This window comes from Bacillus sp. YH3-2-B2, from assembly GCF_053663335.1.
Map to the genome: position 1 here is coordinate 304,669 of NZ_JBSJQE010000004.1, position 21,113 is coordinate 325,781.

General features: G+C 39.2%; 22 protein-coding genes, 7 tRNA genes and 3 pseudogenes. 24 read left to right on the plus strand and 8 right to left on the minus strand.

Translation table 11 applies throughout. The annotated features are described in order from the left end of the window. Positions 1–18: 18 nt before the first annotated feature. The 5 genes from rsbV (at position 19) to ACWJJX_RS16185 (ending at position 4,415) form a co-directional block, all read left to right on the plus strand. Positions 19–348, plus strand: coding sequence for an anti-sigma factor antagonist RsbV (gene rsbV / locus ACWJJX_RS16165; protein ID WP_003156176.1), 330 nt, complete (start codon positions 19–21; stop codon positions 346–348). After that, positions 345–827: an anti-sigma B factor RsbW gene (rsbW, locus tag ACWJJX_RS16170; protein ID WP_003156173.1), complete on the plus strand. Its 483-nt coding sequence runs from the start codon at positions 345–347 to the stop codon at positions 825–827. The genes rsbV and rsbW overlap by 4 nt, the downstream gene beginning before the upstream one ends. Continuing rightward, complete coding sequence (sigB, locus tag ACWJJX_RS16175) at positions 793–1,581, plus strand: RNA polymerase sigma factor SigB (protein WP_003156171.1); 789 nt, start codon at positions 793–795, stop codon at positions 1,579–1,581. The genes rsbW and sigB overlap by 35 nt, the downstream gene beginning before the upstream one ends. Beyond that, entirely contained in the window at positions 1,581–2,183 is a 603-nt protein-coding gene (locus tag ACWJJX_RS16180) for a PP2C family serine/threonine-protein phosphatase (protein ID WP_003156170.1), read from the plus strand. Before sigB ends, ACWJJX_RS16180 begins: the two co-directional genes overlap by 1 nt. Positions 2,184–2,255: 72 nt before the next feature. Further along, entirely contained in the window at positions 2,256–4,415 is a 2,160-nt protein-coding gene (locus ACWJJX_RS16185; RefSeq protein ID WP_070081402.1) for a Tex family protein, read from the plus strand. 9 nt (positions 4,416–4,424) lie between these two features. On the opposite strand, the gene cmpA is transcribed toward ACWJJX_RS16185, so the two are convergent. Next, complete coding sequence (gene cmpA / locus ACWJJX_RS16190) at positions 4,425–4,538, minus strand: cortex morphogenetic protein CmpA (protein ID WP_003156164.1); 114 nt, start codon at positions 4,536–4,538, stop codon at positions 4,425–4,427. A gap of 99 nt (positions 4,539–4,637) precedes the next feature. Here cmpA and ACWJJX_RS16195 point away from each other — a divergent pair, with 99 nt between their 5' ends. The 8 genes from ACWJJX_RS16195 to ACWJJX_RS16230 all read left to right on the plus strand — a co-directional run bounded on the left by ACWJJX_RS16195 (position 4,638) and on the right by ACWJJX_RS16230 (position 5,923). Beyond that, a complete protein-coding gene (locus ACWJJX_RS16195; RefSeq protein WP_015416877.1) occupies positions 4,638–5,087 on the plus strand; it encodes a SprT family protein in 450 nt (149 codons plus the stop codon). 135 nt (positions 5,088–5,222) lie between these two features. Beyond that, a tRNA-Asn gene (locus tag ACWJJX_RS16200) sits at positions 5,223–5,297 on the plus strand. A 4-nt stretch (positions 5,298–5,301) separates the two neighbouring features. Continuing rightward, a tRNA-Ser gene (locus ACWJJX_RS16205) sits at positions 5,302–5,392 on the plus strand. Between the two features lie 19 nt (positions 5,393–5,411). Beyond that, a tRNA-Glu gene (locus ACWJJX_RS16210) sits at positions 5,412–5,486 on the plus strand. Between the two features lie 11 nt (positions 5,487–5,497). Further along, positions 5,498–5,572: transfer RNA gene (locus tag ACWJJX_RS16215), tRNA-Gln, on the plus strand. A 33-nt stretch (positions 5,573–5,605) separates the two neighbouring features. Next, positions 5,606–5,681: transfer RNA gene (locus ACWJJX_RS16220), tRNA-Lys, on the plus strand. A gap of 8 nt (positions 5,682–5,689) precedes the next feature. After that, positions 5,690–5,771 (plus strand) — tRNA-Leu (locus tag ACWJJX_RS16225). Between the two features lie 68 nt (positions 5,772–5,839). Further along, positions 5,840–5,923: transfer RNA gene (locus tag ACWJJX_RS16230), tRNA-Leu, on the plus strand. 494 nt (positions 5,924–6,417) lie between these two features. Here the strand turns inward: ACWJJX_RS16230 and ACWJJX_RS16235 are convergent. Further along, positions 6,418–6,867: a hypothetical protein gene (locus ACWJJX_RS16235; RefSeq protein ID WP_077721839.1), complete on the minus strand. Its 450-nt coding sequence runs from the start codon at positions 6,865–6,867 to the stop codon at positions 6,418–6,420. Between the two features lie 707 nt (positions 6,868–7,574). Between ACWJJX_RS16235 and ACWJJX_RS16240 the strand changes: the two are divergent. From ACWJJX_RS16240 to ACWJJX_RS16260, 5 genes and pseudogenes are all read left to right on the plus strand, one after another. Beyond that, a pseudogene (locus ACWJJX_RS16240) lies at positions 7,575–7,729 on the plus strand (tetratricopeptide repeat protein); the annotation flags it as partial. Continuing rightward, positions 7,686–7,813 (plus strand): annotated as a pseudogene (locus ACWJJX_RS16245) (hypothetical protein). The pseudogenes ACWJJX_RS16240 and ACWJJX_RS16245, both read left to right, overlap by 44 nt. 210 nt (positions 7,814–8,023) lie before the next feature. Next, entirely contained in the window at positions 8,024–8,818 is a 795-nt protein-coding gene (locus tag ACWJJX_RS16250; protein WP_070081405.1) for an alpha/beta fold hydrolase, read from the plus strand. Between the two features lie 633 nt (positions 8,819–9,451). Beyond that, positions 9,452–9,817 (plus strand): annotated as a pseudogene (locus tag ACWJJX_RS16255) (BCCT family transporter); the annotation flags it as partial. Between the two features lie 38 nt (positions 9,818–9,855). After that, positions 9,856–11,259, plus strand: coding sequence for an MFS transporter (locus tag ACWJJX_RS16260; protein WP_060563133.1), 1,404 nt, complete (start codon positions 9,856–9,858; stop codon positions 11,257–11,259). 560 nt (positions 11,260–11,819) lie between these two features. Here ACWJJX_RS16260 and ACWJJX_RS16265 read toward each other — a convergent pair. Then, the gene (locus tag ACWJJX_RS16265; RefSeq protein ID WP_156735895.1) at positions 11,820–12,767 is read right to left on the minus strand and encodes an alpha/beta hydrolase; all 948 of its coding nucleotides are present in this window, start codon (positions 12,765–12,767) and stop codon (positions 11,820–11,822) included. Between the two features lie 90 nt (positions 12,768–12,857). Next, positions 12,858–13,277: an organic hydroperoxide resistance protein gene (locus ACWJJX_RS16270; protein WP_176283129.1), complete on the minus strand. Its 420-nt coding sequence runs from the start codon at positions 13,275–13,277 to the stop codon at positions 12,858–12,860. A gap of 341 nt (positions 13,278–13,618) precedes the next feature. Between ACWJJX_RS16270 and ACWJJX_RS16275 the strand changes: the two genes are divergently transcribed. Both ACWJJX_RS16275 and ACWJJX_RS16280 read left to right on the plus strand, forming a co-directional pair. Next, positions 13,619–14,056, plus strand: coding sequence for a MarR family winged helix-turn-helix transcriptional regulator (locus ACWJJX_RS16275; RefSeq protein WP_003156155.1), 438 nt, complete (start codon positions 13,619–13,621; stop codon positions 14,054–14,056). 198 nt (positions 14,057–14,254) lie between these two features. Continuing rightward, entirely contained in the window at positions 14,255–14,419 is a 165-nt protein-coding gene (locus tag ACWJJX_RS16280; RefSeq protein WP_370649026.1) for a cystatin-like fold lipoprotein, read from the plus strand. Between the two features lie 124 nt (positions 14,420–14,543). Here the strand turns inward: ACWJJX_RS16280 and ACWJJX_RS16285 are convergent, their stop codons facing one another. After that, on the minus strand, positions 14,544–14,987 hold the full coding sequence (locus ACWJJX_RS16285) for an Rrf2 family transcriptional regulator (protein ID WP_071181553.1): 444 nt from the start codon (positions 14,985–14,987) through the stop codon (positions 14,544–14,546). Between the two features lie 198 nt (positions 14,988–15,185). On the opposite strand from ACWJJX_RS16285, the gene ACWJJX_RS16290 reads away from it, so the two are divergent. Then, on the plus strand, positions 15,186–15,824 hold the full coding sequence (locus ACWJJX_RS16290; RefSeq protein WP_326375103.1) for an NAD(P)-dependent oxidoreductase: 639 nt from the start codon (positions 15,186–15,188) through the stop codon (positions 15,822–15,824). A 561-nt stretch (positions 15,825–16,385) separates the two neighbouring features. Then, positions 16,386–16,589: a cold shock protein CspC gene (gene cspC / locus ACWJJX_RS16295; RefSeq protein WP_003156143.1), complete on the plus strand. Its 204-nt coding sequence runs from the start codon at positions 16,386–16,388 to the stop codon at positions 16,587–16,589. Between the two features lie 603 nt (positions 16,590–17,192). Here the strand turns inward: cspC and ACWJJX_RS16300 are convergent. Further along, a complete protein-coding gene (locus ACWJJX_RS16300; RefSeq protein WP_060563139.1) occupies positions 17,193–17,654 on the minus strand; it encodes a CarD family transcriptional regulator in 462 nt (153 codons plus the stop codon). A gap of 539 nt (positions 17,655–18,193) precedes the next feature. Here ACWJJX_RS16300 and ACWJJX_RS16305 point away from each other — a divergent pair. Then, positions 18,194–18,874, plus strand: coding sequence for an aspartate/glutamate racemase family protein (locus ACWJJX_RS16305; protein WP_146283802.1), 681 nt, complete (start codon positions 18,194–18,196; stop codon positions 18,872–18,874). A 106-nt stretch (positions 18,875–18,980) separates the two neighbouring features. Here ACWJJX_RS16305 and ACWJJX_RS16310 read toward each other — a convergent pair whose 3' ends face one another. Together ACWJJX_RS16310 and ACWJJX_RS16315 are read right to left on the minus strand one after the other, a co-directional pair. Next, positions 18,981–19,550 carry a DUF2812 domain-containing protein gene (locus tag ACWJJX_RS16310; RefSeq protein ID WP_369614651.1) on the minus strand — a complete coding sequence of 190 codons (570 nt, stop codon included), beginning with the start codon at positions 19,548–19,550 and terminating at the stop codon, positions 18,981–18,983. Beyond that, positions 19,537–19,854 (minus strand): PadR family transcriptional regulator, encoded by a 318-nt coding sequence (locus ACWJJX_RS16315; RefSeq protein ID WP_014304415.1) that lies wholly within the window; start codon positions 19,852–19,854, stop codon positions 19,537–19,539. Before ACWJJX_RS16315 ends, ACWJJX_RS16310 begins: the two co-directional genes overlap by 14 nt. Positions 19,855–20,207: 353 nt before the next feature. On the opposite strand from ACWJJX_RS16315, the gene ACWJJX_RS16320 reads away from it, so the two are divergent. Continuing rightward, positions 20,208–21,113: a bifunctional helix-turn-helix transcriptional regulator/GNAT family N-acetyltransferase gene (locus tag ACWJJX_RS16320; RefSeq protein WP_102422365.1), complete on the plus strand. Its 906-nt coding sequence runs from the start codon at positions 20,208–20,210 to the stop codon at positions 21,111–21,113.

The following is a 21,113-nucleotide window of genomic DNA, read 5'->3' on the forward strand; positions in this document are numbered from 1 at the left end:
ACTTTCAGAGGTGATACGATGAATTTAACGGTAGATATGAAGGAGAATCTTTCAGATATACAAATCAATATCGCTGGAGAAATCGATGTATACTCAGCTCCGGTGGTTCGTGAAAAGCTGATGCCCCTGGCAAACGAGGGGAAGGACATGAGAATCTGCTTAAAAGATGTAAACTATATGGACAGTACGGGTTTAGGCGTTTTTGTAGGCGTGTTTAAAACGGTGAGCAAGGAAGGCGGCTCTCTGAAGCTTGAGAATCTTTCCGACCGGCTCGTCCGTCTGTTTGAAATTACGGGGCTTAAGGACATCATCGACATTTCGGCAAAGTCAGAAGGTGGCGTGCAATGAGTACATCAGTTGATTATATAGAGATGAAAATTCCGGCCGAACCGGAATATGTAGGAATCGTCAGGCTTACGTTATCAGGAGTCGCCAGCAGAATGGGCTATACCTATGATGACATTGAAGATTTGAAAATCGCTGTCAGCGAAGCTTGTACAAACGCTGTCCAGCATGCATACAAAGATGAAAATAAGGGAGAAGTATCCGTGCGGTTCGGTGTGTTTGAGGATCGGCTGGAGGTCATTGTCGCCGATCAGGGAGACAGCTTTGATTTTGATCAGAAGCAGCAGGATCTCGGGCCGTACACACCTTCGCACACAGTCGATCAATTGTCAGAAGGAGGGCTCGGTCTGTATTTAATGGAAACGCTCATGGATGAAGTCAAAGTTCAAAGCAACTCTGGCGTAACCGTGGCGATGACAAAGTATTTAAATGGGGAGCGAGTTGATCATGGCACAACCATCAAAAACTACGAAACTAACTAAAGATGAAGTTGATCGGCTCATACGCGACTTTCAAACACATGATAATAAAGAAGCCCAGGAAACACTCGTCGAGGTGTATACCAATCTCGTCGAAATGCTGGCAAAGAAATATTCAAAAGGAAAAAGCTTTCACGAAGACCTCCGCCAGGTCGGGATGATCGGACTTCTCGGAGCCATTAAACGGTATGATCCCGAGGTCGGCAAATCCTTTGAAGCATTTGCGATTCCGACCATCATCGGCGAGATCAAACGCTTCCTCAGAGATAAAACATGGAGCGTACACGTCCCGAGACGGATTAAAGAACTCGGTCCGCGCATTAAAATGGCGGTGGATCAGCTGACGACAGAGACGCAGCGGTCGCCGAAAGTCGAAGAAATCGCAGCCTTTCTCGATGTGTCAGAAGAGGAAGTGCTTGAAACGATGGAGATGGGAAAAAGCTATCAGGCGCTTTCTGTCGATCACAGCATCGAAGCGGATGCGGACGGAAGCACCGTCACGATTTTAGATATCGTCGGGTCGCAGGAGGAAGGATACGAACGCGTCAACCAGCAGATGATGATCAAAAGCGTGCTTCATGTGCTGTCCGACCGCGAAAAACAGATTATCGATCTAACATTTGTGCAAAATAAAAGCCAAAAAGAAACAGGGGACATTCTCGGAATATCTCAAATGCACGTCTCGCGCCTGCAGCGGAAAGCGGTGAAAAAACTGAGAGAGGCCTTGATTGGAGATCCCTCCATGGAGCTAATGTAATGATTCAGGTTGAAGAAAATGAACATGTTCAAACTCTCGTATACCAATTAAATAAAGAAGGCAAGTCCATATGCGGCGACAGCTTTTTTATGAAGGCGAATGAAGAAGAATTAGTTTGCGCGGTAGCGGACGGTCTCGGCAGCGGATCTCTTGCCAACGAATCCTCGTCAGCCATTAAAGACATCGTGGAAACGTATGCGGATGAGGATGTGGAAAGCATCATTGAGCGCTGCAATCAAGCGATGAAAAACAAAAGAGGGGCGACTGCCTCCATCTTAAAAATCAATTTCATCAAAAGGGAATTGACATACTGCTCGATCGGCAACGTCCGTTTCTTCCTGCACTCCCCATCAGGCGAAGTCTTTCATCCACTGCCGATTTCGGGTTACCTCTCAGGCAAACCGCAAAGATACAAAACGTATACGTCATCATACGAAAAAGGGGCGACATTCATCATCTACACGGATGGGCTTGAGGTTCCGCATATCCGCACCTGCTTAAAGCAGGGACACTCAATAGAAGAAATATCAAAATCACTTCATCCGTACACAACATCCAGACGTGATGATTTGACCTATATTCTCGGGCAGCTTTTATCGTAAGGCTGCTTTTTTTACGTTCCGCCGTTTTTTGATACACTAGAGAAAGAAAGAAGAGATGGAGGCTTTTGTGATATGGAAACGTTAGCCCTTTTGAAAAAACAAATTGCTGAAGAAACAGCGTTATCCCAAAAACATGTCGAAAGTGTCATCCGCCTGCTGGAAGACGGCAATACCGTCCCGTTTATTGCGCGGTACCGAAAAGAGCAGACCGGCTCAATGGACGAGGTGCAGATTCAGGCAATCTCCGAGCGGTGGCAATACATACAAAACCTGACGCAGCGGAAAGAGGAAGTCATCAGATTGATCTCTGAGCAGGACAAGCTGACGGACGGGCTGAAGCAAAAAATCGAGCAAGCGGTGAAGCTTCAGGAAGTCGAGGATTTATACCGCCCCTTCAAACAAAAACGGAAAACAAAAGCCACCGTCGCCAAAAGCAAAGGCCTTGAACCGCTTGCGGACTATATTCTTTCTCTCCCGAAAGAAAACCGCCTTCACGACGTCGCTGATCAATATATCAGTGCAGAAAAAGAAGTCGCTTCAAGAGAGGAAGCCATTGAAGGCGCGAAGCACATCATAGCCGAACAAATCTCGGATGATCCTCATTTCAGAAAGTGGATCCGCCAGGAAACGTATAAAAAAGGAATTCTCACTTCCGCGGCAGGCAAGTCAGCCGCAGATGACGAGAAAAACGTCTATGAAATGTACTACGAGTACGAAGAGCCGATCCAAAAGGTCGTTCCTCACAGAGTGCTTGCGATGAACCGCGGTGAAAAAGAAGGCATTTTAAAGATTGCGATCGAACCGCCCGCCGATCAGATAAAAGCTTATTTAGAAAAGCAAATCATCAAACACCGTGAAACACCTGTGAAAGAAACGCTGAAAGAAGCCATTGAGGACAGTTACAAGCGCCTGATCCAGCCGGCTATTGAGCGTGACATCCGCAAAGAGCTGTCAGAAAAAGCAGACGCCCAGGCGATCCATATTTTCGCTGAAAACCTGCGTAAGCTCCTGCTGCAGCCGCCGATGAAGGGAAAAGTCGTGCTCGGCGTCGATCCGGCCTTCCGTACGGGGTGCAAACTGGCAGTCGTTGATGAGACGGGAAAAGTGCTGAAAATCGACGTCATTTACCCGCACGCTCCCGTCAAAAAGACAGCGGAAGCCCGAAAAAAAATCAAAGAATTGCTGGACCGGTACGAAGTCGAGGTTGTGGCGATCGGAAACGGCACGGCATCACGGGAGACAGAGCAATTCGTCGTTGATGTGCTGAAAGAAACAGAGCGGGACATTTATTATGTCATCGTCAATGAGGCCGGAGCAAGCGTGTATTCCGCATCAGAAATCGCCCGTGAGGAATTTCCGGATTTTCAGGTCGAAGAGCGCAGCGCCGTCTCCATCGCGCGGAGATTGCAGGACCCGCTGGCCGAGCTTGTGAAAATTGATCCTAAATCCGTCGGTGTCGGGCAATACCAGCATGATGTCAGCCAAAAGCATTTAAACGAATCTCTCCGTTTTGTCGTAGAGACCGTCGTCAACCAAGTCGGGGTGAATGTCAATACAGCATCAGCCGCGCTGCTTCAATATGTAGCCGGGTTATCCAAAACCGTTGCCGGCAATATCGTTAAAAAAAGGGAAGAGCTCGGAAAATTTACAAACCGCAAAGAGCTGAAAGAAATCCCGCGTCTCGGCGCAAAAACATATGAACAGTGCATCGGCTTTTTGAGAGTGCCCGGAGGACGGGAGCCGCTCGACCGCACCGGAATACACCCGGAAAGCTATAAAGAGACAAAGGCGCTGCTCAAAAAACTGCAGCTCACTGCGGATCAGATCGGAAGCGCGGACGCCAAAGAGAAAATAAGCGCATTGCCGCTGTCTGAAACGGCTGAAGAGCTCGGTATAGGGGAGATTACGCTTGCGGATATTTGCGGGCAGCTGACAAGGCCGGAGCGAGATCCCCGTGACGAAGTGCCGAAGCCTTTGCTGAAAAAAGACGTTCTGCAGCTTGAGGATTTAAAGGAAGGAATGGAATTGCAGGGCACCGTCCGCAACGTTGTGGACTTCGGCGCTTTCGTCGATATCGGCGTCAAGCAGGACGGGCTTGTGCACATCTCAAAACTGAGCAATCAATTCGTCAAACATCCTCTCGACGTCGTATCGGTCGGAGACATCGTCACCGTATGGGTCGAAGGGGTGGACGTGCAAAAAGGCAGAGTGTCGCTGTCTATGGTAAAATAAAAGCACTGCTTACGAGCAGTGTTTTTTTCTGTAGAAATACCAGCACTGGTTCAGCAGTTTGATTTGGTAATTGTCCTTTTCTAAAAATGCTTTTTGCATTTGTTTCATCAGCCAATTCGGCATGGCTCATTCCTCCTCAGCTTTTAGTTAGAGGTCGGTTTTAACACATTGTATGCGAACGGTGAATTGTCCCGTTCAATGTTTTTAAAGCGGGGTGCACATATGGATAACGAACAACTTCAAAAGCTGACGGAAGACATCTCTGCACAGGATTTCGGAAAGCCGTTCCGTCACCGGGCCTTTTTCAATGACCGGCTGAAAACGACAGGCGGCCGCTACATGCTGTCTTCCCATAACATCGAATTAAACCGCAAATATCTTCTCGAACACGGGCGGAGCGAGCTGATAGGCATCATCAAGCACGAGCTGTGCCATTACCATCTTCATCTTGAGGGAAAAGGGTACAAGCACAGAGACAAAGACTTCAGAGACCTGCTTCAGAAAGTCGGAGCGCCAAGATTCTGCACGCCGCTGCAAACCAAAAAGACACAAAAGAAAACATATATGTATAGATGCGAGGCTTGCGGCCAACAGTATATAAAGAAGCGGGCAATGAACCCGGAAAGATATGCCTGCGGAAAATGCAGAGGAAAAATCAAAAGAATTTTTTAAAAAGGCTTGACTCATCTCAATGATCTGTGTTAAATTATAAAAGTCGTTGAGAGACAACGATACTTTCTCAAAAAAATAAATGTTGCTTATTGACACAATATGTCGCATCATTTATAATGAAGAAAGTCTGATTATTCCACAGTAGCTCAGTGGTAGAGCTATCGGCTGTTAACCGATCGGTCGCAGGTTCGAATCCTGCCTGTGGAGCCATTATGGAGAAGTACTCAAGTGGCTGAAGAGGCGCCCCTGCTAAGGGTGTAGGTCGCGTAAGCGGCGCGAGGGTTCAAATCCCTCCTTCTCCGCCAGATAAGTTCTCAACCAGACGGCCCGTTGGTCAAGCGGTTAAGACACCGCCCTTTCACGGCGGTAACACGGGTTCGAATCCCGTACGGGTCACCATTTACCTTCGTTGGGCTATAGCCAAGCGGTAAGGCAACGGACTTTGACTCCGTCATGCGTTGGTTCGAATCCAGCTAGCCCAGCCATTTTATTTAAAATTTTTGAATCACTTTTAGAGCGAGCCATTAGCTCAGTTGGTAGAGCATCTGACTTTTAATCAGAGGGTCGAAGGTTCGAGTCCTTCATGGCTCACCACTTGTCACGCGGGTGTGGCGGAATTGGCAGACGCGCTAGACTTAGGATCTAGTGTCTTACGACGTGGGGGTTCGAGTCCCTTCACCCGCACTTTCTTTTCAAAGTGCTGATCATCATCACTAGCTTATATGCTTAGTGGAAAGACAGCTTCATAGCACGCGGTCGTGGCGGAATGGCAGACGCGCTAGGTTGAGGGCCTAGTGGGTGAATAACCCGTGGAGGTTCAAGTCCTCTCGGCCGCATCTCAATGATACCAAGGGTTTAACTACCTTTGGTATTTTTTTGTTTATAGAAATTTGTCTGTTACTGCCTACTTACTGCCCAGTTACTTATAGTAAGTCGTCTAGTTTGATGCCCTTTGTTTTTTATTTTACTTATCTTGGTGAGTGGTCAAGGTTTCTTTACTCCCATTTACTGTCCGGAAAATATGAAAAAACATCAAAAAAGGTGTAAATAATGATAATGAGCGCTGTATAACCCTTAAATATAGGACAGGATAATATTTCATAAAAGAGCAGGAAAAGCAGGAGCGGAAAATTGGAGAAAAGTAATTACTAATCGGTTTGATTTGCATCATATAGGATTTAATACAAAAACCTTTTATTTCCAGAAAAAGAGAAGATGAAAAACCTGGAGTGAATTTATCTCCAAAGTATAGAAAGTAAGGAATCTTTTAAAAAACTAAAAAATGATGAAATTACGGAAAGGTAATGAGTGATTACCTTTCCGTAATTCGTTAATTATTTCTTTGGGCAATTTTATATTTCATCTTAACACTGCCACCTTGAGCCGTTGGTGAAGCTGTAAATGTGTAATTGTATGTCCAACCAAACCAACCATTTTTAACCTCGGCAGAAATGTTGCCTTGCTTGCCTGGTGCGATGGTTCTTGAGACTTTTCCATCAATTGATATTTTTATGTCATTACTTCCGTTATTTGAAATCCAGAAGTTTACTTGTGCTCCGTCATTCTCATCTAATTCGAACTCCCGACTCCAGCTTGATTGATCAACAGAGCCCTCTGAAACCTCCTTGTCTAGAGCTTTGAATACCCCACTTGTAACTGCATAATTTTTCGGCGATACACTTGTAGTCGACTCCGCAAAAGCAGGTATAGTACAAGTTCCAACAATTACACCAGCTATCAGAGTCGATGTTACTCCTTTGAAAATGGATTTAAGATTCACGATCAAGCACTCCTTTTAATTTCATTTATTACACATACATATTCGCATGCACAATACAAATAATACCATGTAAAATAATTACAGTAAACGTTCTTTTGGATAATAATGTTTGTAACTCAACTTTTGTACCCCAAACATCCCAAATCAGACAAGTAAACCTTGATATAGCTAGGTAAGTGGAAATTGCGATCTTCTTATTGAGGCACTGCTACTAGCAAAGATTTTCCGATACCCGCAAAACGCAAAAACTATCGCACCTAGTGGGCGAGACTGCATTACTTCTCTTGTTAGTGGTTTCTTAGGTCTTAGCTGAAATTACAAATTTAAAGGTAATATTTTCAGTGATTGTGCCCAAAATTCATGAAAAAGAAGAAAACAGGTGGAAATGAAGATAAAGAATGCTTTATTTATAAGGTTTATGTAATACTTGATACGTTTTCATTAGGTTGAGGGCCCAGCGGCTGAATAATCCGTGAAGGTTCAAGTCCTCTCGGCCGCATCCCAATGATACCAAGGGTAATAGAGAGACCCTTGGTATTTTTTTGTGCTTATTTTTAAATGATCTACTGCCCACTTACCTAAAGTAAGTCATCTGCAGTAGACATCGCACAAATATTTTCATCATTTATAGTTAGCTTACTAATGCCTCAAACTCCAATTTGCAAAAGTAGAGAAAGTGCTGCTAAGCATGGAAGAAAACCAAGACTTCTAGGAGAATGTTTGCTGATGTTGAAGATTTTTCGATTGAAGTCACTGATTATCTCATAAACGAGGAAATTTAATGCTCTCTACGAAAATTAAAAAAGGGGAGATGATTGATGAAAATCAGCCGGGTTCTATTGGCTGCAGTGATTTTAGGTAGTGTATTTTCAATCACTTATTTCAAAGTGATCAAAATACTCAACGTATCTGGACAATACTTTGCTTGGTTCTTATTTGTCGATAGTCGCCGTGACGAAAGCACTAAACAACATATTAAAGAGATTCTTTTAATATGACGGACACATATGACAGTTTGCGATTGTCAAAATTCAATGTATTACCCTTGTTCAACTTACCAAGTTCAGTTAAAAGTTTGTTAAAATTGTGATAAATGCATGAAAGGATTAAATGTTCATATCGAAACATTAGGATTACAGGGAAGGGGAACAAATACATGTCGATTTACCATAAAGTAATTGGAGATGGATATCCGATCGTTATGTTGCATGGTTGGACACTTGACCATCAGGTGATGTTAAATGCAATGGAACCGTTATTCGAGAAACGAAGCGGTTGGAAGAGAATATACATAGACTTACCAGGTATGGGACATTCTAAGCCACAACCGTCTATTCAGAACTCTGATGATGTTTTAGAAGCGATATTGCGTCTTTTGGACGAGATTATTCCTGATCAACAGTTTATTGTTTGTGGTAATTCATATGGAGGGTACATTGCCAGAGGTATCGTTCGTTCACGTAAGGAAACAGTTCGTGGATTACTGCTGATGGCACCATTAACTATACCCGAATTCGATGAAAGGGTAGTACCGCAGAAGACTGTTCTAAAAAGAGACAGCGACTTGATATCACATTTGTCTTCAGAGGAGGCTGATGAATTTTGCTCTATGGGGATTGTGCAAGGTAAAACTGAATGGGAGAGGTTTCGGGATGAAATTTTACTTCCCTCTAAACAAACAAATTATGAATTCGTAAACAACATTCGTCAAAATGGATATGGGTTTACCTTCGATATTTCATCTAAACTTGAGTATCCCACGCTAATTATCACAGGGCGTCAGGACAATGTAGTCGGATACCACGATGCATGGCGATTAATAGAAGATTACCCAAGGGCAACTTTTGCAGTGCTTGATATGGCTGGTCACAACCTGCAAATCGAACAAACCGATGTATTTAATTCATTGGTTCAAAACTGGTTAAACAGACTTGAGTCGGAAAATTTTTGATTGGTATAACTTTCTATAAGTGTGAGTTTACTGTTATAATCCCAATTAATTAAACAATAATTAAGATAAGGAATATTGGGATTTACTATAATGTTTAGTAATTATTAGTATTTACTGTCATTGGGGGAAATTTAATCATTGATCAAAAATAAAACCATTATTTCATACCCGGTGCTACTTATTTCTGTTGTAGTCTGTATACTGATTAATAGGTAAAGAAAGTCGAAAAGGTATACGAAATTCGTCATACAAATTAAAGTTTTGAATGAAAGAGCAGGATTACTCTGCTCTTTTTCTTTCTAATTGGGCTAGATTAAACGCAGACGGTTATTCCTTGGGAAAAACAAAAAAATTTCTTCTATCCATTGACTAGCTTGGCTTTAGGCTGGTTTCTACCACCCTGTTGGGCTTGTCAGATTTTAAAAAGGTATGCTACGTTTATAGTGTTTTGTTTCACCTGATTGTGGGGTAATAAAGATAGAATCAGTAAATAATCCTTAGGAACGACCTCAACCTTATAATAAACATATTGGAAGACGTAATGGAAGATCTAAAATAAAGGTTTAGGATACTTTGAAGAAATAAAAGTTTTTTTTCGATTGTGATCATATTCACAATAGAGCTGTATGAAGGGGAATCATTTCTCCAAATAGTCTGCAGAAAATACCAACCACAGCCCAAGGATATCTCACTAACCGCTTAGGCTGGTATTATCTGTTGGCTGTTTCTCTTTTTGTTGCTTCTTGTATTATTTTTAGCCCAATCGGCAAAAATAAGTTAAGGAAACCAGCGAAAACACTGAATTTCATCCTTTTTCCTGGTTTACAATGTTATTTGGCGCTGATATGGATATTAGTCTAGTCTTTTAAGGTACAGTTGAACCAATCAGCCACTATGCCGTTAGCTCTCCATCAGGTGAAACAGAAACCCCCAGACTTTTAGAGAAGCATTACGCTATACATTCTGGGACTGCATGCTCGGACCGTTTATGCGCTTGTATAATGTGGATTTGATAATTAAGGAGTCGATATTATTAAATGAAGTTTAACAAGAAAAAAATTAACGTTGTAGACATTCAAAAAGCGAAGAAAAGCGTGTTTGCTACAGGGATAGGAAACGCGATGGAATGGTTTGATTTTGCTTTATATTCTTATTTGGCAGTTATTATTAGTAAAAACTTTTTCAGTCCGGTTCAAAACGATGAATTAAAGTTAATATTTACTTTTGCTACATTTGCAATTGCCTTCTTACTTAGACCGGTAGGCGGAATTATTTTTGGTAAAATGGGTGATAAATTTGGTCGGAAAATGGTATTAACAATTACTATTTTAATGATGGCTTTATCTACTTTAATAATTGGTGTGCTTCCTACCTATGATCAGATTGGTGTATGGGCCCCTATATTATTACTCTTTGCCCGTATTCTGCAAGGCTTTTCTGTGGGTGGAGAGTACGCTGGGGCAATGGTATATATCGCAGAATCTTCTCCAGATAATAAACGTATAAGGTTAGGCAGCGGTTTAGAAATCGGCACATTATCTGGTTATATAGTAGCTTCTGTTTTAGTTACAGTACTTTTCTGGACTTTATCTGATGTTCAAATGAATAGTTGGGGATGGAGAATTCCTTTCTTCTTAAGTATTCCAATAGGATTATTTGGTTTATATTTGAGAAGTCATTTAGATGAATCACCAATCTTTGAAAATGACATCTCTGAAAACCAAGAACAACAACCAGGTTTATTTGAAGTCATTAAAACATATAAAAAAGATATCTTTTTATGTATCGTATTTGTGGCATTTTTCAATATAACCAATTACCTATTGTTAGGGTATATGCCTTCTTATTTAGATGAGAACCTTGGTATAAGTGATAATATAAGTACACCGGTTACAGCAATTGTATTGATTATTATGGTACCGTTCGCTTTAACTTTTGGTAAACTGGGAGATAAATTAGGAAATAAAAAAGTTATAGCAATTGGATTAGTATTAGGAATTGTATTTTCGATTATCTCTTTCCAATTTCTTAATATGGGGAATATAACTTTCTTATTTATAGGACTTTTAATGTTAGGTATTGTATTATCTGTATACGAAGGTACTATGCCAGGATCTTTACCTACGTTGTTCCATACGGACATTAGATATCGTACATTATCCTGGACATTCAACTTATCAGTTTCTATTTTTGGCGGAACAACACCTTTAGTTGCTTCTTGGTTAACCCATGTGACAAGAAACAATTTGGCGCCGGGTTTCTATTTATTGGCAGTCAGTTTAATTGGCTTAATAGTTGTGTTAACCTTATTTAAAGATACTTCAGGTAAATCTTTAAAAGGTTCATACCCAACAGTTGCTTCTAAAGCTGAGTTTCAAGAAGCTGTTGAAAATCCAAAAGATTCACTGTGGTGGAAAATGGAACAAACAGAAAAGGAATGAAAAAAACATCCATTTAATTGAACGACTACTCGAAATACAGACTCAGAATAAGCTGGGATTATCCGAGCAGCAATGACTGCAGCTCTTTTATATTCTAGAGGGCTCACTGCTTTGCAAAAGCAGCGTTGCTATTCTCGATCGTCATTATTTTATTGGTTGTGTCCTAATAATAAAACATTGACGCAAGAACGAAGAGAAATTAAAAGGTCCGGGCAATACAGCAAAATAAGAAGCTTTGTTATGCCAGTTCTTCTCCCGAAGGAGAGCTGGCTTTTTATTTTCTATATGGGGTCCAAAGCAGAAAACGAGAACTTGTACGCTAACTAATCAACAAAGGTTTTTTGGATATGAAGAGGGTGAAGTGGTGAAAAAATGGAGTTTGTTGTGGAGTTAGCTTTTCAATTAGGGGGACATCTCAACAACAAAATAATAACCAGCCCGATTAAAAAGCTCATCAAAAGTTCCATTATTCCAATATACGATCCACTCAATTATTTGAGTGGATCTGTTTGTTTTTTATTTATTTGCAGCAGTCTCTATGTGACGAAACAATAAATGGATTAAAACCCTTTACGCAGCCAGGTTGCGGCGAGATCAATTGCTCCGCGCGCAGCTTCAGTTTTAGCTAAGGCGTTGAGCATCACGAAATCGTGAATGATACCTTGGAAACGTACGGCAGTGACCGGAACACCAGCTTCACGAAGTTTATTGGCATATGCTTCTCCCTCGTCACGAAGTACATCAGCTTCAGCTGTGATAATCAATGCAGGTGGAAGCCCTTGAAGCTGCTCAGCAGTTGCACGCAGAGGTGATGCTGTAATTTCAGCACGCTCGTTCGAATTGGTTGTGTACTGATCCCAAAACCACATCATCGCGTCCTTGCGTAAAAAGTATCCCGCAGCAAACTGTTGATAGGATTCCGTATCGAAAGAAGCGTCTGTTACCGGATAGAAAAGTAATTGTTGCCGGATATTCAAGTCACCTCGTGCTTTGGCCATTAGCGTGACAGCAGCAGCCATATTGCCTCCAACACTATCACCTGCAATTGTTAGACTCTCGGGAATCATGCCGTTCTCACGGCCATTTTCAGATGCCCACTTCACTACTGCATAGATTTCTTCAATGGCTGTCGGATATTTTGCTTCTGGAGATAAGGTGTAATTTGGAAAGACAATAGCAGCTTGTGCTCCGACTGCTAGCTCACGGATGAGCCGATCATGTGTATGCTCATTACCAAATACCCAGCCGGCCCCATGAATGTACACGATGACAGGAAGGTGCGCAGGTGCATTCTGCGGGCGCATTATTCTTACTGATACCTGTCCGCTCGGTCCTCCTGAAATCATAATATCTTCAATATCAACTGGCAGTTTATCAATTGGGTCAGATTGAACCTCATCTACAGCTTTTCGTCCTTTCTCAGGTCCAAGGTCGAATAGATAGGGTGGGTTCGCGGTTGCTTCTGCAAATTCTTGAGCTGCTTTTTCTAATTGTACTTTCTTTAACATCAATCTCACTCCTTATTTGAAGGTTGATCACCTATATGTTTTAATCAAATTTTTTTATTCTATTGCCTATTGATCTTGGCATCTTTCGTCTTACATTGCTGTTGTAATGATTTGTACATCAATATTTCCGCGAGTAGCTTTAGAATATGGACATACTTGATGAGCTGCATGTGTTAATTCTTCCGCTTGCTCTTGAGATACCCCTTGAATTTCCACCTCCAGAACAACTCCGATTTTATAACCATTATCACTTTCATCTTTTAATAAACTTACTTTACCGGTAACAGCTGATTCGATTTTTAATCGTTGTCTCTGGGCTGCTAAATGAAGAGCACTGTCATAACAAGCTGAATAGCCTGCCGCAAATAATTGTTCTGGATTTGTAGCAGTGGATACTTGATTTCGTTTTGGCATAGCTAAATCCAAATCAATAATAAGATCATTAGATGTTACATGACCTTCTCTTCCGCCTTTTGTTGTAGCTTCTGCTGTAAAATATACTGTCATCATCAAACACTCCTATAAATTAAATTTAACACAATTGAATTTTAATCAATATAACAAGCGTTGTCAATTAAATTTTTGAAAATTAAATTGTTCTCAATTGAAATTCGCAATTAAAATCCTCTAAATGATTGATTAGACTAAAATAAAGAACAGTTTTCGGCAGTTTAAAGTTAGTGTACATAATAACCACATTGAGAAAATAGGAGATCATATTATTGGTGATAGATTCTTTCTGATTTTGCATAAGTTATGATTAATTAAATTGTTAGTCATTCAATTTTACTTAATGTAATTCTTATGCTATTATGTGTAGTAATGAATATAAATATTGTGAGGGATTTAACATGAAGAATGATAAATTACTGTTAAGTAATCATCTATGTTTTGCGATTTATGCAGCTTCCCGTGAAATGATAAAGTTATACCATCCTCTCTTAAAAGAATTAGGAATTACGTATCCACAGTATTTGGTTCTTCTTGTTTTATGGGAGAAGGAAAAAATATCTGTTAAAGGTTTAGGCGAAGAATTATATCTGGACTCCGGAACATTAACTCCAGTTTTAAAACGACTTGAGGAGCGAGGTCTTATTATAAGAGAGCGTTCAAAAGAGGATGAACGAAGTGTAATTATTACGTTAACAACTGAAGGGAATGAGTTTAAAGAAAAAGTCACAATGATCCCTAATGCAGTATTTGATAAAACCGGTTGTAATGAAGAAGAAATTAAAAGTTATAACAAGGAAATTCGTAATTTACTTCACATGCTGACAACTGAGCAATAGTTTTGTGAATATAGATGGTGGCCCAGCGGGTGATAACCTGCGGAGGTTCAAGTCCTCTCGGCCGATCCCAATGACACCAAGGGTTTTGACACCTTTGGTATTTTTTGTTTATAGACTTACTATAGTAGGTCGTATGATTTGTCAGTCACCTTCATCCTTCTGCTGACTGCGTGCGGCGGTAGTAAATAGGATAATGCAATTAATGAAGTGATTAAGCAGGAGAAGAAAGTCAGAAAAGAAATGCGAGCAGATTCTGATGAGTACAAAAGAGATAACGCCATAATTTCTGTATATGATGACGGGAAGTATATTCAGCTTGCGTTTTATCAGCCAGAAGAAAGTTCTCGCAAGCTTACTGCTTAAAAAGCCATTTTTTTTAATCAAAAAATCAATATCAATTCGGGGCTGGATTCAATATGATCCAGTCCCTTTTTGTTTTATTGATTTTTCTTATCCCCAGTCTGATAAAAGATTTTCTGTGAATCATTTAACAATTATTGGCCGATTTTTCTTTTTCGATAATATCCTTTACCACATCCTCAATTGTTATATGTCCAAGAGCTTTTTCCAAGGCAGATTGGGCGAGTTCAAATATTGGACCAATTGTACTTTGAATGTTCCGGCCTACAGGACATTGAGGATTGGGATTTTCATGTATACTAAACAATTCTTTATCTTGAACAACATTTACTGCTCTATAAACATCAAGTAAGGTGATTTCAGTTAAATCCTTCGCTAATTCAGCTCCTGCAATACCTGGCCGTACATTTACTAAACCTGCTTTTTTCAGCATCCCCATAATTTTTCTTATTAAGGCGGGATTTGTATTTACACTTCCAGCTAAAAATTCAGAAGTGCTAATTCCGTCTTCATTTATTTCAATAAGAGCCAATATATGAATTCCTACAGCAAAACGGCTGCTAATAGACATGATTTCTTCACCATCCTAATTACTTTACACTCTTTATAGTACACTTGTAACTGAATGTATTACAAGTTTATTTCACTCTAATATGCTCAATTAACAAGATGATAAAAGTATTGACAAATAAATAAGGTGTAACTAAAATTATTACATGTAATCAATTTGGTTACATTTAAAATTTTGAATGATTAGGGGGACTTTAAATTGAAAATTGGAATCATTGGTGCAACCGGAAAAGCTGGAAGTCTTATCTTGAAAGAAGCGGTAAGCAGGGGACATGAAGTAACTGCAATTGTAAGAGATGCTGCAAAACTTAAAGAGGAAAAGATCTCAATCATTGAAAAAAATATAATTGATCTGACATCGGATGATCTAAAAAAGTTAGATGTAGTAGTTAATGCCTTCGGAGCTCCATTAGGAGAAGAACAGGCACATGTAGATGCTGGCCGGGCATTAATTAGGGCATTAAAAGGAATGGGGACAAGAGCCGTAATTGTAGGCGGAGCAGGGAGTCTTTATGTAGACGAAAATAAAACTGTCAGTGTAATGGATACATCAGATTTCCCGGAGATTTTTATTCCAACAGCTAAAGGGCAAGGTCGTAACTTGCAAGAGCTAAAGGAGACTTCTGATATTAACTGGACATTTATCAGTCCTTCAGCGGTATTTGACCCAGACGGGAAAAGAACTGGGTTTTATCAGTCAGGAAAAGATCATCTTCTTGTGAATTCGAAAGGCGAAAGTTATATCAGCTATGCAGACTATGCAATTGCAGTATTGGATGAAATAGAAAATCCAAAACATATAAATGAACGCTTTACAGTTGTGGGAGAAGCTGAATAAGTTATTGAGTAAGAAACAAAGGTGCCATTAGCGTCATTGCTAATGGCATTTTCCTTTTAAGAATGTACGGAGACATTGAAAACTTTGCAATCAGAGTAGCTGATTATTTTTATGAAAAAGGGGATTTATCATGTTCCAATGAATATTATCGAACTGATGACAGAGCAGGTGCTTAGTGAGTTGGATCAAAAAAATACGTATAAATAGCTCTGACTAAAACCTTTGCGGGTTAGTTAGAGCTTTTGTAAACCCACTCGTTTTCATGAGTGGGCTTTTTAAAAATACACCTCTCAACATGATATTTATTATTAAGTACGGTAAGGGGTCCGTCAAAACTTCTAAATTACAAATGAAGGTTCTCACTAAAAAACCTGCCGCACGTTTAACAAATAAAACATGAATGAACATATTATTAATTTGCAGTTATTTCCGTTTCGTGCTATGATAAAGGAGAATTATTTTTGTTCGTGTAAAGGATAGTATGAATATCGACTTTTCGTCTTGATGATACTTTGGGCAAGGATAGTAATACAATGTGTAATACACTAGGAGGCAACAAAAATGGAACAAGGTACAGTTAAATGGTTTAATGCAGAAAAAGGTTTTGGATTTATCGAACGTGAAAATGGAGACGATGTATTCGTACACTTTTCTGCAATCCAAAGTGACGGATTCAAATCTTTAGACGAAGGTCAAAAAGTAACGTTTGACGTTGAGCAAGGTGCTCGTGGAGCTCAAGCTGCTAACGTTCAAAAAACTGCTTAATCTTCAATCGTTTATACAAACAGGCTCTTTATATAGGGCCTGTTTTTTATGTTCTCTGTATCATACTGAATAAAAAACCCTACTCAACGTTCGAGTAGGGACAGATGCTACAAGGTAAGAAAAAGGTTTAAAACCTCAAAGGATTGTTTACAGTATAACATACCGGATTGACGATATGTGGAATATATAAATGATTTGTTTTTATGTTCTCAAGATAACTGTATGTTATTCTATTCTTTGTTACAATTCGTATATCTCTTTTATGAAAAGAAGATAAACAACTGCTATTCACTGTCGCAAGAGATGTAAGGAATTCTTAAAGATAAAGAGGGGAGTGGTTGTTTTTTCTTCCGGAAATAATCACTTAGACCTAAAACAATGAAAGCCCTGCCTCTCTTCCATCCTTACGGCTCCTTGTCCGTGCCAGTGTGAATCAGGATTACAAAAATCAAGTGACTATTTCATCGAGAATTCAAGTGTTCGTTGAAGAAAAAATAAAACAGATTAGATTGAGGAGTAATAAAAGCGGTTAATGTTTAAAAAGTAAGTTGAAGAAGTTGAACGTCTAATCGTAATATTCTGAAAAAATATCTATCGTTAACCTTAACAGAAACTTTTTATTTGTTTTTCAGTGATTCCTTTAATGACTTCCAGTTCACTAATCAAAAATTCATATGCATTATCCAACATTTTTTTTTCGCTTGAATTAAGTGCTTTTTCTTTCTTCATTCGCATTAAATCACGTACAACTTCAGCACCTTCTTGTATTTCACCCGTTTTTATTTTGTTCGTGTTTACTATATACCTTTGTTTCCACGGCAGTAACCTATCTGATTCTCCATGCTGAAAAATGTGTATAATGTGTTTTAATGCACGTATATCAGTAACTGGCCGTATATTTGAACTCGATATTTTACGCGTTGGAATCATAACTGTCATATTACTGATTGACATTCTTATGACATAATACTGTTGTTTTTCCTCTAAGAATTGTTTTTCTTCTATGGCTTCAATCGTACCTGCTCCGTGCATTGGATAAACAATGTTATCGCCAATTTGAAACATATAATCCACCTCCATATATGGGAACTTAACTTAAGGTTACCATATATGAAGTGAGATATCAAATTTTCAATAATAACATGATCGTTTATTTGTGTCAATAACTTTTTTTGAAAAAACAACATCAAAACAAGAGGGAACCTTTGGGATTCCTAAAAAAGGAAGGTCAATTGGTCGGGGTATATCTTGGAATCTCGACTAATTAACAGAGATCAGTTTTTCGTTGAAAATGAGTTATTAAATATCCTTTAGGAGTTCATGCCTTGACATCAATGACACGTTTACTAATCTATATGGGCACAATTTAATCACCGATTTTTAACCATCATTCATGAAAACATAGTAATGAAAACAAGCTTTCATAACCTTAGTGTATCTGCCATTCTTCTGCGTGCGGCGGAATTAGATATGATAATTCGATTAATGAAATGATAAAATAGGAGAAGAAAGCCAGAAAAGAAATGAGTGCAGATTCAGATGAGAAACACAAGAATAACTCATCATGATCGTATTCGTACACATTTTTACAGAGGAGGACAATTATGATTGGAATACTGGCAGGCATGGGGCCAAAATCTACTGGGCCATTTGTAGATAAAGTCGTAGACGAGTGCCAAAAAATATATGGAGCAATACATGACATGGATTTTCCTCATATGATGATTTATTCCTGTCCGACACCTTTCTACATGAATAAACCTCTCAATCATACGGACATGGAAAATGCAATTATTAAGGGTGCTGTAAAGCTTGAAAAAACGGGTGTTGATTTTATTGCCATTCCATGTAATACCGCACATCTCTATTTTAATCAAATAAAAAAATCGATTTCAGTCCCTTTACTAAATATGATTGATGAAACCATAAAAAAAATACCTAAAGGCTCAAAAAAAGCAGCTCTTTTAGCCACCGTTCCTACGGTTCAATCCGGAATATTTCAAGAAGCGTTAAACAGAGAAGGTTATGATTTTTTACATCAAGATAGTTGGCAAATCTATGTCAATCAAATAATAGAAAAGATTAAACAAGGTCAAATCGATGAGGCTAGTACACTATATGATGAATTACACCGTGAATTAGCAGAAAAGGTTGATACGGTTATCATTGCATGTACGGATTTAAATATGGTTACGGATCAAAAAAGAAGCGGGCTTACCTTTGTTGATTCATCAGCCTGTCTCGCTCAAGCCATTGTAAATAAGTATGTATCATTAACAAAATAAGTCATCTGATTTATCAGCAAATTCAGGGCGCTTTTTTTCCTTTAAAGCGCCCGGATTCGGCAGATACATGATCCTCAATTACTTCTTTGAATGTAACTTCCCCGCGTTATTGTTCTTTTAACATTGAATACTTTCGATACGCTTTATAGAAACTGCAGCCAAATAGAACAGCCATAAGGGCGGGAAGCGACCTCAAAAGGGCAAATGGAGTTTCAAATAAAAATGCCTTCCAAAACATTGCGCCTTCCATACTCCACAGACCTTCAGCTAAATACAAACCTGAATTCGTGTAAATCATATTACAATAAAACAAGCACAGTAACCCAAAACAAGATGAAAAACTCATTAGTCTTTTATAATAATTACTCTTTGACTGGCGATCCGAGAAGATTTCATTTTGATCATCATCTTCTTTTTGCCAATATCGAGTTCCAAGCCCCCAAGGGCCATTTATATAACTCCAGCCGAAGTCTTCATAGATCTCTTTGTAATCTTTAAATTTTTTCTTTGATAAATAATCTTGATAATCCAGTCTCATCACATATTTTTTGTCGGTTTTTTCGAAAGTGTATATTCCTAATCCGCTGATATTTGTACAGCGATAGCCTTTTTGTAATTGCTCGTTCAGCCATTGCTCCTCTTTTTCAATATCAAAAAACATCTTAAATTTCTTCATTCGATTCACTTCCTTCGTGCAGGGATAAAATATGCAGTAACCTGTTTTGTTCCATCTTCAAAATGGCGCTTCCTTCCGCAGTTATCTTATAGACTTTTCTCCGGCCTGATTCTCCAACAGGCTCAATCCAGCCATGCTTATTCAAGTTTTCAATCGCGCCGTATAATGTGCCGGCCGCTAAAATAACAGTTCCGTTACTCATCTTTTCGATCTTCTGCATGGCGGCATAGCCATGAAGCGGCTCACGCAGAGCTAATAAAATATAATGCATGGTTTCAGACAGCGGTAATAATTTATGTTTCATATCCTCATCCTCTATTCAGTTCGACTATATAGTTAAACTTAATACAGTACAACTGAATAGTCAATGGTCTTTTCAAAATTTGTAAAAGGAACTTGAAAATCAAATCTAAAAAGTCGCTTTCTTTACGTAATGGGAAGCGACTTTTTGTATGTCCATATTAACGTCAAAAGAATGTATCCCGGTACGTAATTGTTTTCCGATGTAACAGTGTCGTTTATTTTCAATGTGTTTTTTTACGGTAAGAAAATCATCAAATTGAAAGGGGATGAAAATTAATAGTTGACTCAAGCAACTGTTCCGATTACGATGGAAAAAGTTGCTTAAGTCAATCTTTTGGAGGAGGTTCATCCAATTTGGAAACAAAACGTGTTTTGGCATTCAGACAATTTAATAGATTTTATACAGATGTTTTGGGTTTTCTAAATGAACATATTTATGACAGTCCATTCTCTTTAACGGAAACCAGGATTTTATACGAAATTTATAATACGCCCGATTGTACAGCAAAAATCATTCAAGAAAGGTTAGACCTGGACAGAGGATATGTAAGCAGAATTATCAGAAAATTTGAAGAAGAAGGCTTCATATACAAGCAAAAATGCAGAGAAGACGGACGCAACCATTTCCTTTATGTCACCGAGTCAGGGAAAAGTATTTATAAAAGCCTGGAGAAAAAAGCTAATCAGCAAGTTGAATATATCCTTGAACGCATAGACAAAGAGGAACAAGAAAAACTTGTACATTCAATGGAAATCATTCAAAACATTTTGCAGCATTCTTTTTATGATAAAGAATCTCCGATTTCAATAAGAGACTATTATACTTCAGAGGATGTCAAAAACATAATTGAGAAACAGCGATTATTTTATGCCGAATCCCATGGCTGGGATGAAACATTTTTATCCTATCTTCACGATACGTTTAAAGCGGATATTGAAAAAATATGGGTGGCAGAAAGCGGGAATCAATTTGCGGGTTGTATCGGCTTAGTGAATGACGATGAAAAAACAGGTCAGTTAAGGTGGTTCTTAGTCGATCCGTCATTTCAAAGAAAAGGTGTCGGCAGCCGTCTGATTAAGGCACTTGTTCAATATTGTAAAGAAAATGGATACGAGCGTATATTTCTTTGGACGGTAAGAGACATGTCAACAGCCCGGCCATTGTATAAAAAGAATGGATTCGAAATTACAGAAATTCATGAAGAAAAACCTTTATGGGGATCAAATTTAATAGAAGAGCGCTGGGATTTGGAATTATAA